The sequence below is a fragment of the Aeromonas sp. ASNIH5 genome, from assembly GCF_002902865.1.
GTDB classification, from domain to species: Bacteria; Pseudomonadota; Gammaproteobacteria; order Enterobacterales; family Aeromonadaceae; genus Aeromonas; species Aeromonas caviae.
Window position 1 is genome coordinate 1011376 of sequence record NZ_CP026122.1, and the last position, 16099, is coordinate 1027474.

Annotated in this window: 13 protein-coding genes; 7 read left to right on the forward strand and 6 right to left on the reverse strand. The window is 64.8% G+C overall.

The genetic code is table 11. The features are described 5' to 3' along the window. Positions 1–39: 39 nt before the first annotated feature. The 3 genes from araH to C2U30_RS04500 all read right to left on the reverse strand — a co-directional run bounded on the left by araH (position 40) and on the right by C2U30_RS04500 (position 3636). Positions 40–1041 (reverse strand): L-arabinose ABC transporter permease AraH, encoded by a 1002-nt coding sequence (gene araH / locus C2U30_RS04490; RefSeq protein WP_010674477.1) that lies wholly within the window; start codon positions 1039–1041, stop codon positions 40–42. A gap of 48 nt (positions 1042–1089) precedes the next feature. Continuing rightward, positions 1090–2586, reverse strand: a complete 1497-nt coding sequence (gene araG, locus C2U30_RS04495) for an L-arabinose ABC transporter ATP-binding protein AraG (RefSeq protein WP_010674476.1) — start codon at positions 2584–2586, stop codon at positions 1090–1092. A 66-nt stretch (positions 2587–2652) separates the two neighbouring features. Next, positions 2653–3636, reverse strand: a complete 984-nt coding sequence (locus C2U30_RS04500) for an arabinose ABC transporter substrate-binding protein (protein ID WP_103243258.1) — start codon at positions 3634–3636, stop codon at positions 2653–2655. A gap of 360 nt (positions 3637–3996) precedes the next feature. On the opposite strand from C2U30_RS04500, the gene C2U30_RS04505 reads away from it, so the two are divergent. From C2U30_RS04505 to araA, 3 genes are read left to right on the forward strand one after another with little or no spacing between them, the layout of a single operon-like run. Continuing rightward, entirely contained in the window at positions 3997–5673 is a 1677-nt protein-coding gene (locus tag C2U30_RS04505; protein ID WP_045524709.1) for a ribulokinase, read from the forward strand. After that, positions 5670–6368, forward strand: coding sequence for an L-ribulose-5-phosphate 4-epimerase (locus tag C2U30_RS04510; protein WP_045524707.1), 699 nt, complete (start codon positions 5670–5672; stop codon positions 6366–6368). Before C2U30_RS04505 ends, C2U30_RS04510 begins: the two co-directional genes overlap by 4 nt. A 14-nt stretch (positions 6369–6382) precedes the next feature. Next, positions 6383–7882 carry an L-arabinose isomerase gene (araA, locus tag C2U30_RS04515; RefSeq protein WP_103243259.1) on the forward strand — a complete coding sequence of 500 codons (1500 nt, stop codon included), beginning with the start codon at positions 6383–6385 and terminating at the stop codon, positions 7880–7882. Positions 7883–7978: 96 nt separating this feature from the next. On the opposite strand, the gene C2U30_RS04520 is transcribed toward araA, so the two are convergent. Then, complete coding sequence (locus tag C2U30_RS04520) at positions 7979–8872, reverse strand: LysR family transcriptional regulator (RefSeq protein ID WP_045524702.1); 894 nt, start codon at positions 8870–8872, stop codon at positions 7979–7981. 115 nt (positions 8873–8987) lie between these two features. Here C2U30_RS04520 and C2U30_RS04525 point away from each other — a divergent pair, with 115 nt between their 5' ends. The 3 genes from C2U30_RS04525 to C2U30_RS04535 are packed head-to-tail and all read left to right on the forward strand — an operon-like array spanning position 8988 to position 11787. Beyond that, positions 8988–10139, forward strand: coding sequence for a methionine aminotransferase (locus C2U30_RS04525; RefSeq protein WP_045524700.1), 1152 nt, complete (start codon positions 8988–8990; stop codon positions 10137–10139). Between the two features lie 8 nt (positions 10140–10147). Continuing rightward, positions 10148–10963 (forward strand): carbon-nitrogen hydrolase family protein, encoded by an 816-nt coding sequence (locus C2U30_RS04530; protein WP_103244649.1) that lies wholly within the window; start codon positions 10148–10150, stop codon positions 10961–10963. A gap of 53 nt (positions 10964–11016) precedes the next feature. Then, a complete protein-coding gene (locus C2U30_RS04535) occupies positions 11017–11787 on the forward strand; it encodes an ABC transporter substrate-binding protein (RefSeq protein ID WP_045524696.1) in 771 nt (256 codons plus the stop codon). Between the two features lie 92 nt (positions 11788–11879). Here C2U30_RS04535 and C2U30_RS04540 read toward each other — a convergent pair whose 3' ends face one another. Both C2U30_RS04540 and mprF read right to left on the reverse strand, forming a co-directional pair. Beyond that, positions 11880–12593 (reverse strand): AcvB/VirJ family lysyl-phosphatidylglycerol hydrolase, encoded by a 714-nt coding sequence (locus C2U30_RS04540; RefSeq protein WP_045524695.1) that lies wholly within the window; start codon positions 12591–12593, stop codon positions 11880–11882. A gap of 10 nt (positions 12594–12603) precedes the next feature. Next, positions 12604–15159, reverse strand: coding sequence for a bifunctional lysylphosphatidylglycerol flippase/synthetase MprF (gene mprF / locus C2U30_RS04545; protein ID WP_103243260.1), 2556 nt, complete (start codon positions 15157–15159; stop codon positions 12604–12606). Positions 15160–15378: 219 nt separating this feature from the next. Here mprF and C2U30_RS04550 point away from each other — a divergent pair, with 219 nt between their 5' ends. Continuing rightward, on the forward strand, positions 15379–16089 hold the full coding sequence (locus C2U30_RS04550; RefSeq protein WP_103243261.1) for a metallophosphoesterase: 711 nt from the start codon (positions 15379–15381) through the stop codon (positions 16087–16089). Positions 16090–16099 lie beyond the last annotated feature (10 nt).

The following is a 16099-nucleotide window of genomic DNA, read 5'->3' on the forward strand; positions in this document are numbered from 1 at the left end:
CCGGCGCGAGGCCGGCCCGGTGACGAGGAAAGACATTGCTCAGATACGGGCTTTGCGCACCTGCTTGTAGCGGTCGAACAGCACGGCGGCGAGCAGGATGAGGCCACGCACCACGTACTGGGCAAACGGGGAGATGTTGAGCAGGTTCATGGCGTTCTCCATCAGCCCCAGGATCAGCACCCCGGCGATGATGTAGGAGATCTTGCCGATCCCCCCCTTCATGGAGACCCCACCCAGCACGCAGGCGGAGATCACCACCAGCTCGAAGCCGATGGAGGTCATGGGCTGACCCGAGGTCATGCGGGATGCGAGGATGATGCCGGCGAGCGAGGCGATGAGCCCGGTCATGGTGAAGATGATGATCTTGGTGCGCACCACGTTGACCCCGGCCAGACGTGCGGCCTCCTCGTTACCCCCCATGGCCAGGGTATTGCGCCCGAAGGTGGTCTTGTTGAGCAGCAGCCCGAACAGCACGAAGCAGACAGCCGTCAGCCAGATGGGCGTCGGGATGCCGAGCAGGGCGGAGTTGCCAAGCTCGAAGAAGCCCTCCTCCACGATGCCCACCGCCTTGCCGTCGGAGATGATGTAGCCCACCCCGCGCGCCATCTGCATGGTGGCAAGGGTGGTGATGAGGGCGTTGATCTTGAATTTGGCCACGACGATGCCGTTGATGAGGCCAAAGACAAGGCCCACCGAGAGACCGGCCAGAATGCCGAGGGGGATGCTCTCGGTGGCGTTGATGCCCACCGCGCAGGCAACCCCGGAGCAGGCCACCACAGAGCCCACCGACATGTCGAACTCGCCGGAGGCGAGGCAGAACAGCATGCCACAGGCCACCATGCCCGACATGGAGACGGCAAGCCCGAGCCCCCGCATGTTGATCAGGCTGGCGAAGTTGGGGACCAGCACGCAGGCGAGCAGGAACAGGATGGCGAAGATCACCAGCATGCCGTACTGATCCCAGATGCGGGTCAGTTGCAGGCGGGTACCGCTCGCCGCGGTGTCGTTGGCGGCTTGGCCGACCGAGGTAGTAGTTGTCATGGTATTTCTCCTGAAAATTCCGGGTGCTATCTCGTTGCGGTCAGCAGATCAACGGGCCGGCATGGCCAGATTGAGCGCCTTGACCTCGTTGGCCTCGTCGTGGGAAAGCTCTCCGGCGATCTCCCCCTCCCGCATGACCAGGATCCGATCCGCGATGCCCAGCACCTCCGGCAGCTCGCTCGAGACCACCACCACGGCAATGCCCACCTTGGCCAGATCGTAAATCACGTTGTAAATCTCGTTCTTCGCCCCGACGTCGATGCCCCGGGTCGGCTCGTCGAGCAGGATCACTTTCATGTCTTCCGACAGCCAGCGCCCCAGAATGGCCTTCTGCTGGTTGCCGCCGGAGAGGTTCATGATGGCCTGCTGGGGAGACGGGGTCTTGACCCGCATGTCGCGGATCCGCAGCCTCGCGTTCTCGTCTTCCCACTTCTGGTTGATCCAGAAGCCTCCCCACGCGTGGTGGCGGCGGGCGCTGATGTTGATGTTCTCCTGCACCGAATGGATGGGGATGATGCCGAGCGCCTTCCTGTCTTCGGTGCAGAGCATGATGCCGCTGCGAATGGCGTCGATGGGGCTCTGAATGACCACCTGTTTGCCAAACACCGATATCTCGCCCCCTCGAGGTGTCTCGGCGCCGAAGATAAGCTTCATCAGCTCGCTGCGCCCGGCCCCCACCAGCCCGAAGATACCGAGGATCTCCCCTCTCTTTACCTCGAGCGACACCGGCGCCTTGAGGCCGGGCCCCATCAGGTGCTCCACCTTGAGGCCCGCCTCGCCTAGCGGCCTTGGGCTGTAGCCATAGATGTCGGTCAGCTCGCGCCCCACCATGGTCTTGACCAGCAGATCCCGGTCCACCTCGGCCATGGAAGCGAAGGTGCGCACGAACTGGCCATCCTTGAACACCGTGATGGCATCGCACAGGGCGAAGATCTCGTCCATGCGGTGGGAGACGTAGAGAATGACCTTGCCCTCGTCCCGCAACTGGCGGATGACCCGAAACAGCTGCTCAATCTCGCGGGACGACAGGCTGCTGGTCGGCTCGTCGAAGGCGATGACGCTGGCGTCCCGGGTCAGGGCCTTGGCGATCTCCACCATCTGCCACTGACCCAGGGACAGGTACTTGAGCGGCGTCTCGGGGGAGACATCCATCCCGAGGCGTGCCAGCTGCCTGGCTGCATCCTGATAGAGCTTCTCCCGATCGATGACGCCGCGCCGGGTCGGCAACTGCCCCAGGTAGATGTTCTCCGCCACGCTCATTTCAGGGACCAGGTGCAGCTCCTGATAGATGATGGCGATCCCGCTCTCAAGGGCATCGACCGTGTTTTGGAACACTTTCTCCTGACCCGCCAGCTTCACCACCCCGCGGGTGGGCGCCTGAAAACCGCTCAGGATCTTGAGCAGGGTGGACTTGCCGGCCCCGTTCTCTCCCATCAGCGCGTGTACCGTGCCCTGCTGGCAGGCGAAGGAGACGTTCTGCAGCGCCTTGACGCCGGGAAACTCCTTGCTGATGCCGCAAAACTCCAGATATGGAACTTGATTCATGAGATGACTCCAGCCAGCCGGCACGGCGCACTCCGCCATGCCGGCATGGGTATCAAGGGAGGGGGATCACAGCCCTTTCTTTTGCAGCTCGGCCTTGAAGTTGTCGCGGGTGATGAGCACCACGTCGGTCACCTCGGTGAACTTGGCAGGCTCGGCGCCGTTGACGACCCAGTCATGGAGCATCTGGATGCTCTTGTAGCCGTGTACGTCCGGGCTGGGCAGCAGGGAGCCGAGGAAGCCGGTGGCGCTGGACTTGGAGAGCTCGTTCACCGCATCCACCCCGTTGATGCCGATGCCGATGACGTTCTCCGCCTTGAAGCCCTGCCCTTCGGTGGCGCGCACGCCGCCGAGCACCGTGTTGTCATTCATGCCGACGATGAGCCAGTTCTTGACCTCGGGGTGTTGCACCAGCATGGAGTTGGCGGCATCCAGCGCCCCCGGAATGTCGTTGCTCTTGGTGGGCGCGCGGAAGATCTGGCCCTCGGGGAAACCGGCAGCCTTGAGCGCGCTCAAGGAGCCCTCGACCCGGCGACGGGCGGTATCGAGCTCGTCGGCGGTGATGGCGAGCACCCCGGTCGCCTTTACGTCCCACTGGCGCTTTTGCATCTCCTTGTAGAGCTCCTGCCCCTGACGCTCGCCAATCTTGGTGGCGGCCATCATCACCAGCGGCACCTGCTCCATGGGCTGGCCCTTGGCGTTGACGAACTGGTCATCCACCGTGATGACCTTCAGATCCATGCTGTTGGCCTTGGCCATGATGGCGGCACCGAGTTTGGGATCCGGAGTACAGATGACGAAGCCCTTGGCGCCATTCGCCGCCAGACTGTCGATGGCATTGAGGGTCTTCTCCCCGTCGGGGACGGCTATCTTGATCACCTCGAAGCCCAGATCCTTGCCCGCCTTGTCGGCGAAGTTCCACTCGGTCTGGAACCAGGGCTCCTCGGGCTGCTTGACCAGGTAGCCCAGCTTCAGCGCTTCGGCCGAGAAAGCAGAATTTGCCATACCAAGGGCGAACCCCATCGCGATCATGCTGTTAACGATTTTGTTCATGCGAATGTCTCCAACGGTTCTATCAATCCATGTATCCACGCAGTGCTGCTCGTTGAGTCAATCAAGTTGCAGCCATATAAAAACATGCTTAAACAGGACGTTATTGTTGTTGCTGGTTGAGCGAACCAAGTTGTAATCGTTTTCACAATTAAAAATGGAGAGCAGGATCACGCCATGAGATTGCAGCCATTTCGTCTATATAATTAGCAATTTCGTCACATATTGAATTTTAGAGAGCCGTCACCCTGTCGCGCTGACAGCGTTAAAATCCATATTTCCAGCAGCCAATGGCTAACCGCCCCTCCTGCCCATCTCCTATGGTTCCCACCAGTCACCCCTCATTGATGGTCAGGAGCACTTATGTCTGAGCACATCGTCATCGGACTCGATTTCGGCAGCGACTCGGTCAGGGCACTCGCCGTGCGCTGCCAGGACGGCGCCGAGCTGGCGACCCATGTCGTCTATTACCCGCGCTGGCAGGCTGGCCACTACTGCCAACCGGTCAACAACCAGTTCCGCCACCACCCCCTCGACTATCTGGAGTCCATGGAGCAGGCGGTGGTGGCGGTAGTGAGCCAGCTCACGCCGAGTCAGCGCACCGCCGTACGCGGCATCGGGGTGGACAGCACCGGCTCCACCCCCGCCCCCATCGACAGAGAGGGGCGCGTGCTGGCCCTGCGTCCGGAGTTTGCAGACAACCCCAACGCCATGTTCGTGCTGTGGAAGGATCACACCGCCATCGAGGAGGCGGAGGCCATCACCGCCCAGTGCCACGGCGGCCAGTTCCCCGACTACAGCCGCTACATCGGCGGCATTTACTCCTCCGAGTGGTTCTGGGCCAAGATCCTGCACGTCTCCCGAGCCGATGCCGCCGTGCGCGCCGCCGCCTGCAACTGGGTCGAGCTGTGTGACTGGGTACCCGCCATCCTGAGCGGCACCCAGGCCCCGGCCACCCTCAAGCGCGGGCGCTGTGCCGCCGGCCACAAGTCCCTCTGGCACCCGAGCTGGGGCGGCCTGCCCCCCGCCGACTTCCTCAATGCCCTGGATCCCCTGCTGACGGAGGATCTCGACTTCCCCCTCTTTACCGACAGCTGGACCGCCGATCTCCCGGTCGGCACCCTGACCCCGGAGTGGGCGGAGCGGCTGCACCTCTCCTGCGAGGTGGTGATTGCCGGCGGCGCCTTTGACTGCCACATGGGGGCGGTGGGGGCCGGGGCCGGCAACAATGCCCTGGTGAAGGTGATAGGCACCTCCACCTGCGACATCTTGATCGCAGACGAGGCCACCATCGGTGATCGGGCCATTGCCGGGATCTGCGGCCAGGTGGATGGCAGCGTGGTGCCGGGCATGGTGGGGCTGGAGGCGGGACAGTCGGCGTTCGGTGACATCTATGCCTGGTATCAGCGCCAGCTCGGCTGGCCCCTGGACAGCCTCGCCGCCCAGTATCCGGAGCTTCGCACCGCCATCGAGCGCCACAAGCAGGCCCTGTTACCCAGCCTTGCCGCCGCCTGGGATCAGCAGCGCGACCTGGCGCACCTCCCGGTGGTGCTCGACTGGTTCAACGGCCGGCGCACCCCCTATGCCAACCAGCGCCTGCAGGGCACCCTCACGGGGATCAACCTCGGCACCGATGCCCCCGATCTCTTCGGCGCCCTGGTGGCCTCCACCGCCTTCGGCGCCCGCAGCATCATGGAGTGCATGACCAGTCAACAGGTGCCGGTGGAGCAGGTGATCGCCCTTGGCGGCATCGCCCGCAAGTCCACCACTGTGATGCAGACCTGCGCCGACGTGATGAACAGGCCTATCCAGGTGGTGGCCTCGGATCAGTGCTGCGCCCTGGGGGCGGCCATCTTTGCCGCCGTGGCGGCCGGGATCCATCCCGATGTGGCCAAGGCCCAGCACCACATGGCGAGCGCCGTGGAGCGCACCCACCAGCCACACCCCGAGCGGGTCGCCGAATACGAGCGCCTCTACCAGCGCTACCTCGCCTGGGGCGCCGCCGCCGAACCGCTCTACAACCGGGGGGTGCCGGCATGAACTTCAAGATCCTCAAGGAGCAGGTGCTCGCCGCCAATCTGGATCTGCCGCGCCATGGCCTGGTGACCTTCACCTGGGGCAACGTGAGCGGCATCGACCGAGAGCGCAATCTGGTGGTGATAAAGCCAAGCGGCGTCAGCTACGAGCGGATGCGGGTCGAGGACATGGTGGTGCTGGATCTGGCGGGCAAGCAGGTTGAGGGCGCCTTGCGCCCCTCCTCCGACACCGCCACCCACCTGGTGCTCTATCGCGCCTATCCGGAGCTTGGCGGCGTGGTGCACACCCACTCCACCCATGCCACCGCCTGGGCCCAGGCGGGGCGCCCCATCCCCATTTTCGGCACCACCCAGGCCGACTACTTCCACGGCGAGATCCCCTGCTCCCGCCTGCTCACCCCGGGCGAAGTGGAGGAGGACTACGAGGGGCTGACCGGTCATCTCATCGTCGAAACCCTCAAGCAGACCCCCATCCTCACCATGCCGGGGGTACTGGTGGCCAACCACGGCCCCTTCAGCTGGGGCAAGAGCGCCGAGGATGCAGTACACAACGCCGTGGTGCTGGAAGAGGTGGCCCGCATGGCCTGGCTCACCGGCCAGATCAACCCGGGGGCCCGCCCCCTGCCCGATTACCTGCTGGAGAAGCACTACCAGCGCAAGCATGGCAAACACGCCTATTACGGCCAGACAAAAGCCTAAAAGAGGACAAACTCATGGAATTGATGAAACAGCTGGAAGTGTGGTTCCTGGTCGGCAGCCAGCACCTGTATGGCGCCACCACATTGAAGCAGGTGGCCGATCACGCCCACACCATCGCCAGCCAGCTCAACGAGGGGGCGAACCTGCCCCTCAAGATAGTGCTCAAACCCACCGGCACCACCCTGGATGAAATCAGCGCGGTGGCCCGGGATGCCAACCACGACGAGCGCTGCGCCGGGCTCATGGTGTGGATGCACACCTTCTCCCCCGCCAAGATGTGGATCCCGGCGCTGAGCCAGTTGCAAAAGCCCCTGCTGCAGTTCCACACCCAGTTCAACCGGGATCTCCCCTGGAGCGAGATCGACATGGACTTCATGAACCTGAACCAGACCGCCCACGGCGGACGCGAGTTCGGCTTCATGGGGGCCCGCCTGCGGCTGCCACGCACCGTGGTGGTGGGTCACTGGCAGGATGAAGAGGCCAGACAGAAGATTGGCAACTGGATGCGCATCGCCGCCGCCATCCACGACAGCCGCCACCTCAAGATCGCCCGTTTTGGCGACAACATGCGCAACGTGGCGGTCACCGAGGGCGACAAGATTGAGGCCCAGATCCAGTTCGGCTATCAGGTGAACTACCACCCGGTCGGCGATCTGGTCAAGGTGATCGATGCCGTGCCCGACAGCGACATCGAGGCGCTGCTGGCCGAGTATGAGGCGACCTACACCCTGACCGAGGCGGTGCAGGCGGGCGGGGGGCTTCGTGCCTCCCTGTATGAGGCGGCGCGCCAGGAGCTGGGGATGAAGAAGTTCCTCACCGACGGCGGCTTTGGCGCTTTCACCACCACCTTCGAAGATCTCTATGGTCTGCACCAGCTGCCGGGCCTCGCCTGCCAGCGCCTGATGGAGCAAGGCTTCGGTTTTGGGGCAGAAGGGGACTGGAAGACCGCGGCCCTCTTGCGCACCCTGAAAGTGATGGGTGCAGGCCTTGCGGGGGGCGCCTCCTTCATGGAGGACTACACCTACCATCTGGAAGCGGGCAACAACCTGGTGCTGGGAGCCCACATGCTGGAAGTCTGCCCCTCCATCGCCGCAGGCAAACCCGTGCTGGACGCCCAGCATTTAGGCATAGGCAAGAAGGCCGATCCGGCCCGCCTGCTGTTCGCGGCCCCGGCGGGCAAGGCGGTCAACGCCAGCCTCATCGATCTCGGCAACCGCTTCCGTCTGGTGGTCAATCAGCTCGACGTGGTGGACCTGCCAGAGGCCATGCCGAAACTCCCGGTGGCCAGCGCCCTGTGGAAACCCCTGCCGGACCTGCAGACCAGCGCCGAGGCCTGGATCCTGGCGGGCGCCGCCCACCACTCGGTGTTCACCCAGGCGGTGGACATCGAGCAGCTGCGCACCTTCGCCGACATCATGGGCATCGAGTTTGTGGTCATCGACGAGCACACCCGCATCCCCGCGCTCAAGGAGCAACTGCGCTGGAACGAGGTCTACTACAAGATCTGCCAGTGACCCTTTAATCGGCCAGCGGCCATCACCATGACTGTATGGAGATGGTATTCACCTGACAACAGCCCCGCCCGCGGGGCTGTTTCATTTCGCGTCCCCTCAGGGATGACCCTCCTCCCCCTCCAGCAGCCAGTGACAGACCCGCTGCACCCCGTGGCGCCGGCTGTCGGGCCGGGCGAGCAGGGCGTATTCGTGATCCGTCTCCAGCACGGGAGCAAAGGGGGCGACCAGGGCGCCGCTCTCCAGCTCCTCGGCCACTATGGTGGGATCCCCGAGAGAGAGGCCAAACCCCTGCAAGGCGGCATTCATCGCCAAGTCCAGGGTATCGAACAGCTGCCCCCCCTGGGGCTGCCAGGGGATGTCGAGGAAGGCGGCAAACCAGTTGCGCCAGTCCCGCCTATCGGCGCTGGCATGGATGAGGGGCAGCAGGGGCAGCTCGTTCAGGTCGCGCTCGAACAGACGATGCTTGGCAGCAAACGCCGGGGCGCAGACCGGGGTCAGCCGTTCCCGAAACAGGGGCAGGCTGTGGGGATAACGCCCCAGACAGGGCTGGTAGACGATGGCGAGATCGAAGGGCTCCCGGGAGAAGTCGATGCCATGGCTGTGGCTGCCACGCACCTCCACCGCCTCCCCCTCGAACGCCTGCAACCGCCGCAGCAGCCAGCGGCTGGCGCAGGAGGGCACCTTGATGCTGATCGCCTGCTCGTGGGGCAGGGCCTGCAAGGCGCTGAGCCCCTCCCCCATGCGGGCCAGCCCTTCACGAACGAAAGGGAGCAGCCGCTCGGCGGCGGGGGTCAAGGTGAGACAACGGGTGCCACGCACGAACAGCAGGTGGCCCAGGCGCGCCTCCAGCTGGGCGATCTGCTTGCTCACCGCCCCCTGGCTCACGCACAGCTCGTCGGCGGCCAGGGTAAAACTCAGGTGGCGGGCAGAACACTCGAAGACCTGCAGGCCATAGAGAGGCAACTGAGTACGCGGCTGGGTGGACAACATGACAAGCCTCCATGCTTGAGAAAAACTCATGCATACCATGCCGAATAATCCGTTGTCCGGCAAGCCTTGGGGGGGCTAAAAAGGGACCTCTTTCACACACGCAGGTGACGGCGCCATGTCCATCCCCCAGGTTTCCAGCAAACTGCCCCAGGTGGGCACCACCATCTTCACCGTGATCGGGGATCTGGCCGCCCGCCATCCCAGCATCAACCTCTCCCAGGGGGCGCCGAGCTTCCCCTGCGATCCCGAGCTCATCCGGGTGACCCACGAGGCCATGCTGGCCGGTGAAAACCAGTACGCCCCCATGACGGGGCTGCCTGCCCTGCGCGAACAACTGGCGGCCAAGATTGCAGCCAGCTACGGCCATCACTATGACGCGGGCGAGGAGATCACCATCACCGCCAGCGCCAGCGAAGCCCTGTTCTGCGCCATCACCGCCCTGGTTCACCCCGGCGACGAGGTGATCATGTTCGAGCCGGCGTTTGACAGCTACCGCCCCATGATCCAGTTGCAGGGAGCCACCCCTGTGGTGATCGCCCTCAAGGCGCCGGATTTCGCCATTCCCTGGGACGAGGTGGCCGCCCGCATCACCCCCCGCACCCGCATGATAGTGCTCAACACCCCCCACAACCCCACCGGCACCGTCTGGCAGGCAGGGGATCAGGAGCGCCTCGTCCGCCTGGTGCGCGGCACCGACATCCTGCTCCTCTCGGACGAGGTGTACGAGCACGTGGTGTTCGACGGTGCCCTGCACCAGAGCGTCATCCGCTATCCGGAGCTGGTGGAGCGCTCCGTCGCCGTCTTCTCCTTCGGCAAGACCTTCCACGTCACCGGCTGGCGGGTGGGCTACTGCGTGGCTCCCCGTCCCCTGATGGAGGAGATCCGCAAGGTGCACCAGTTCGCCATGTTCGCCGCCGACACCCCCATGCAGTACGGCTTCGCCCACCTGTTGCAGCAACCGGCCCACTATCAGGGGCTGGCAGCCTTCTACCAGCGCAAGCGCGACCTGCTCGCCACGGCCCTGGCCGGTTCGCGCCTGACCCTGCTCCCCTCGGCGGGCAGCTTCTTCATGCTGGCAAGCTACGAGCGGGTAAGCGACGAGCCCGACAGCCTCTTCGTGCAGCGGCTCATCCGCGATCACGGGGTCGCCACCATTCCGGTCTCCGCCTTCTATCACGACGGCACGGATCAGCGGGTCATCCGCCTCTCCTTCTCCAAGGATGACGACACCCTGCTGGCGGGCGCCGAGCGCCTGTGCGGCGTCTAGGGGGCACCATGGATTCACTGCGCGTTGCCGTCCTCCAGATGGTCTCCGGGGATGACCTTGACCACAACCTGACCCAGGCCGAGGCGCTGCTGCGTCAGGCCGCGGCCGAGGGGGCAGAACTGGCCCTGCTGCCCGAATACTTCTACCTGATGCCGGTTGATGAGCGGGCGCGGGTGGCCCTGGCCGCCCCCGCTGGCGATCACCCCCTGCTGGCCTGGGTACAGAGGCTGGCCCGGGAGCTCGGCGTCTGGATCCTGGCCGGCACATTGCCGCTTGCCAGCCACGAGCCCGGCAAGATGCACAACAGCAGCCTGCTCATCGACCCCCAAGGGCAGCTCGCAAGCCGCTACGACAAGCTGCACCTGTTTGGCTTTTGCACCGGGCAAGAGCAGTATGACGAGGCCGCGACCATGACCCCGGGCCGGGAGGTGGTGAGCCATCCCCTGCCCTGGGGCGTGCTGCACCTCGGGATCTGCTACGACCTGCGCTTCCCGGAGCTGTTTCGCCTGGGGCCCGCCCCCGATTTCATCGCCCTGCCCGCGGCCTTCACCCACACCACCGGGCTCGCGCACTGGGCGCTGCTGCTGCGGGCACGTGCGGTAGAGAACCTGGCCTTCGTGTTCGCCAGTGCCCAGGGGGGACACCACCCCGGTGGGCGGCGCACCTTCGGCCACAGCATGATCATCGATCCCTGGGGCCGGATACTGGCCCAGGTAGAGGAGGGTCAGGGCATGGCCATCGCCACCCTGGATCTGGCGGCACAGCGCACGGTGCGCTGCCAGTTGCCGGCCCTCACCCATCGCAAGATAGCCGTCGGCCCTTGAGGCCGGCACCCTTTAGCACGCTAGGAATGACACCACACTTCAAGGGACTGACCATGAAACTCAACACACTGATGATGCTGATGGCCCTGGCCACCGCCGGCCAGGCCGCCGCCAAACCCCTGGTGATCGCCACCGATGCCACCTATCCCCCCTTCGAGATGGTCGACAGCAACGGCAAGCTCGGCGGCTTCGAGGTCGATCTGGCCTATGCCCTGTGCGCGGCCATGAAGACCGAGTGCGAGGTGATCAACCAGCCCTGGGATGCCCTGCTGCCGGGCCTGCAAGTGCGCAAGTACGACGCCATCATGTCCTCCATGAACATCACGGACGAGCGGCGCCAGAAAGTGGACTTCAGCCAGGTCTACTACATGATGCAGAACCGCTTCGTGGGGCGCAGCGACAAGGCGGCCGACTTTGCAGACGATCCGGCCCACTTCAAGGGCAAGGTGATCGCGGTGCAGGAGGGCACTCCCCAGGACAACTTCATCACCGCCCGCTACGGTGAGGTGGCCAAGATCAAGCGCTACGTCAACGCCCAGTCCCCCATGCTGGATCTGCAGTCCGGCCGCGCCGACTACACCTTCGGCAACATGGTGCAGTTGAAGGTGGGCTTCCTCGACAAGGAGATGGGCAAGCAGTTCGCCTTCGTCGGTCCCCAGTTCAACGGCACCCAGGACAAGATCCTGGGAGAAGGGGTGGCGGTGGCCCTTCGCAAGCACGATGACAAGCTCAAGGCCCGTTTCGATGCCGCCATCGAGAGCGTCAAGGCCGACGGCACCTTCAACACCCTGCTCAAGAAGTACCAGCTCGAAGACCTGCTCTGATCCCGGCATGCCGGCCCCCTGGACAGTTGCAAGGGGCCATGGCAACAGGGCGGCCATTGGCCGCCCTGTGTCGTTTTCCCGGCCTCTCGCCGTTATTGGGCCAGGCCCAGGTGCCCGGCAATCTGCTGGTACAGGGTCTGGTAGTTGTCGTCGAAGTGGTGGGATCCCGGCAGGGTCACCGTCGTCACGTTCGGCTGCTGCAAGCGCGGACAGAGTTTGACCGGGGAGTCGTCCTCCGCCCCCTGCACGCAGAGCAGCGGCAGACTCTGGATGCGTGTCACCTCCGGCAGGGTGGGATAGCGGCCCCCCTTGTCGTGCACCACCATGTCGCTGACGTGGATCTCGAAGTCCGATGCGGTCGAGGGCGACAGCATCACGGCCCCCACCAGGCTATTGCGATAGGCCTGCGGCAGGCGATTGATGACGAAGGGCACTATCTCGGCGCCAAAGGAGAAGCCCACCAGCAGCCAGCGCTGGCGTCCCCAGCGGGACTGGTACTCGGTGAGGATGCGCACCAGATCCGCCGTCGCCTGATCCGGCGTCTTCTTCTTCCAGTAATAGGAAAGCGAGCTCCAGCCCACCACCGGCATGCCGTGGGCCTGCAACTGGGCGCTGAGCCCCTTGTCCAGCACCGCCCAGCCGCCATCCCCGCTCATGAAGACCACCATGGGGGCAGACGAAGCTTGCGCCACCGGCAACTCCACCAGCCCCAGATCCGCACCGACCCGGCCCGGCTGGGCGGCCACCGCCGGGAGGGTGAACGAGGAGACGAAACAGCAAATCAACAGCAACAACATGGCTCTCATGGGCCAACTCCTATTTCTTCATGAGCCCGAAGGGGCCGCGACTGATGAGGGAGACGAGGTGAGTCAGGGTGCGGGGCAGCACCAGATGACCGGTACAGAGCAGGTAGCGGGGCTCCCACCTTGGGCCGAACTTCTCCTTGTAACGCCGCAATCCCTGGAAGTTGTAGAAACGGCTGCCCCGGGTGAACAGGGTGTTGCCAAGGCGGGCCCAGTAACCGCCGAGGGGGTTGTCGTTGAAGCCTGACATGGGGGCCATCCCCAGGTTGAAGCTGGCATAACCCTCCTGCTTGCCCCACAGCAGGAGCTCGACAAACAGGAAATCCATGACCGGCGCCGCCCCTGTGTCCAGGCTGTAGCGCATCAGATCGATGGAGAGGCTCTCCTTGTTGTCGCTGGTCCAGAGGTTGGCAAACCCGACGATCTGCCCCTCCCGCCGCACCAGCGCCATCGGGTTGAGGGTGAGGTAGGCAGGATCGAAACTGCCCACGGAGAAGCCCTTCTCCCTGCCCTGCTTGCTGTGCAGCCAGCTGTCGGAGATCCCCTTCAACTCGGGTAGCAAGGCGGCAATCTCACCGGGGGCCACCACCTCGAAGCGCAGCCCTTCCCGCTTGCCCTTGGCGTGACTCTGGCGCAGGTTGCGCAGGCGACTGCCGGCGAGATCGAAGCTCGGCAGATCCACGATGGCCTCCTCCCCAAGCTTGAAGGGGATGAGCCCGAGATCCAGATAGACAGGGAGATAGCGGGCCGACACCTGGTAGAAGACCGGGCTGACGTCGTGCTCGTCACAGCGCTCGCGAAACTGCCAGAGCAGCTCCTCCACGAGGGAGGGCTGGCCGACGGGATCCCCCATCACTATCCAGCTGCTGCCCTCGGCCCCGTACATGAGGAAGGCCTCGCCGCTGGGGTGGAACAGCAGGGACTTGTCCCCGAGCTGGGCCAGGTAGCCGTGGCCTCCCCCTGCCCGCATCACCAGCCCATGGGCACGGGAGAGCGCCTCGGCATCCGGCTTGCCGGCGGCCAGGCGCAAGGGGGCCAGCAGATGGGCCACCCCGACCACCGCCAGCACGCCGATGACGCTCCCCATGGCGCGCAGGGCACGGGAAGCGGCCCCGGGCCCGTGGGCCGAGACGTGCAGCCAGAGGGAGGGGTCGTACTCCACATGGCGGTAGGAGAAGAGCAGCAACCACAAGGCCCCCAGCAGCACGGCCCCCACCGACATCAGCCAGGAAGGGGTGAAGCGGGCGTGAAGCAGGGAACCCTTGCGATAAAAGAGAGGGCGGCAGGGGGTGATGATGAGCAAGAAGCCCCCGAGCAGCAGGGCCGACTCCCAGTCAAACCCCTTGAACAGGGAGAACAGCATGCCAAGCCCCAGCAGCCACTGGGTGATCCTGAATGCCCCGTCATGACGGCGGTAGAGGCTGTGGGCCAGCAACAGCAGCAACACGCCGCTGACACTGCCGAGCACATGGGAGAGCTCCAGCAAGTGCAGGGGCAGCACCTCCAGGAAGGCTTCGATGCGCCCCTTCATGGTCGGGATCATCCCGGAGCAGAGCAGCAGGGTGCCCGCCGCGAAGGTGCCCATGCTCACCAGGGCGGGCACAAACTCCCGGGTCGCCATCATCACTCCCTGCAACCGGTGTAGGCGGGCCCGCTGTTGCAGCAGCTCCTGACCTGCGAACAGCAGCAGGGCACAGAGGAAGGGCAGGAAGTAGTAGGTGCAGCGGTAGATAAGCAGGGAGGCGAGCAGCTTGTCCACCGGCAGATAGTGGGTGAGCAGCAGGCTCATGCTCGCCTCGAAGACCCCGATGCCCCCCGGCACATGGGCCAGCACCCCGAGCAGGCTGGAGAGCACGAAGGCACTGAGCAGTACCGGATAGGGCACGCTGCCCGATGGCAGCAGCACATAGAGCACGGCGGCGGCGGCCATCCAGTCGAGCAGGGCGATAAGCAGTTGCAGCAGGCGGTATCTGATGCGCGGCAGGAACAGCGGGTGTCCGCGCCAGACCAGGGCTGCCCCCGGCCACACCAGATATGCCAGCACCGTCAGCAGGGCCAGGCCCCCCGCCAGTTGCAACAGCCCGGTCGCCCAGCGGGGCCAGTCCACCAGCAGGGCCGCCCCCTGCCCCAGCAACAGGGCACTGCCCCCCCAGCCCAGCAGACCGAGGAAGAAGGTGATGGAGCAAAAGAGGATCACCCTGGCCACCTCCCCGGTGCCAAGCCCCAGGGAGGAGTAGAGCCGGTAGCGTACCGAGGAGCCGGTGAGCAGCGCAAAGCTCAGGGTGTTGGAGAAGGTGTAGGCGATGAAGGAGGTCATCCCCACCTGCTGCCAGGGCAGGCGTTTTTCCAGCACCTTCAGGGCCAGCAGATCATAGCAGCAGAGGCAGCCATAGCTGAGCAGGGTGAGCAGCAGGGCGCCCCCCAACTGCGGCAAGGGTTGTGACCAGATGGCCTGGCGGATGTCGTGCCAGTGCCACAGGTGGGTCAAATGATAGAGGACGGTCAAGGCCGCCCCCAGCAGCAGCAGGCTGCACAGGGGGCCTATCCAGATCAACAGCTGACGCCGCATTCAAGATTCCTGTCAAAAAGCGTGGAGAAAGAGAGGCTCCGAAAGCGGGCGGACAAGGCGCCCTCCCGGAGTGACTCCCCCACAGGCGGCGCGTGACGCCGCACGTTCACGGGGGCAATCCTATGATTTACCAGGCCCAGCCCGCTCGCCACTTTTCTTCTGTAACCTTATGTACAGGCAGACAAAACATCCCCGTCCGGGATAGAGGCAGGAGACGCCATGACACCCTCTCCCCTGATAAGACGCTTCCCCCAAAACGCCCTGGGGCGCGATCTGGCCGTCGGCGACATCCACGGCCACTTCGCCCTGTTGCAGCAGGCCCTCGACACCCTGGATTTTGATCCCGCCCGGGACCGTCTCTTCAGCGTCGGGGATCTGGCGGATCGCGGGCCCGAGTGCAGCGAGGTGATCCACTGGCTGGCCAGACCCTGGTTTCACCCGGTCTGCGGCAATCACGACGACTACGTCTGCCGTTACGAGAGCTGCGATCGGGAGAACTGGATCCGAAACGGCGGCGGCTGGTTTCAGCAGCTGACCCCTGCCGAGCAGGCGGCGTTCGCCGTCCACTACCGCAGCCTGCCCCTGGCCATCGAGGTGGCCACCACGGCCGGTCCGGTCGGGCTGCTTCACGCCGATTGTCCCTTCTCCTCCTGGCAGGGGCTGCTGGACCAACTCGATGCCGGGGTGAGCGGCGGACGGCTTCGGGCCATCAAGAACGTCTGCCTCTGGTCAAGGCGCCGTATCGAACGGCTGGACGAGAGCGGGGTCGCGGATCTCGCTGCCTTGGTGGTGGGCCACACCCCGGTGAGGGTGCCGGTGCGCCTTGGCAACGTCCACTACATCGACACCGGCGGCTGGTATCCCGAGGAGGGCGGCTACTTCACCCTGCTGGACCTCAATACCCTGACCCCTCACTTTCCCCTGCCCTGAGCCGGACCGA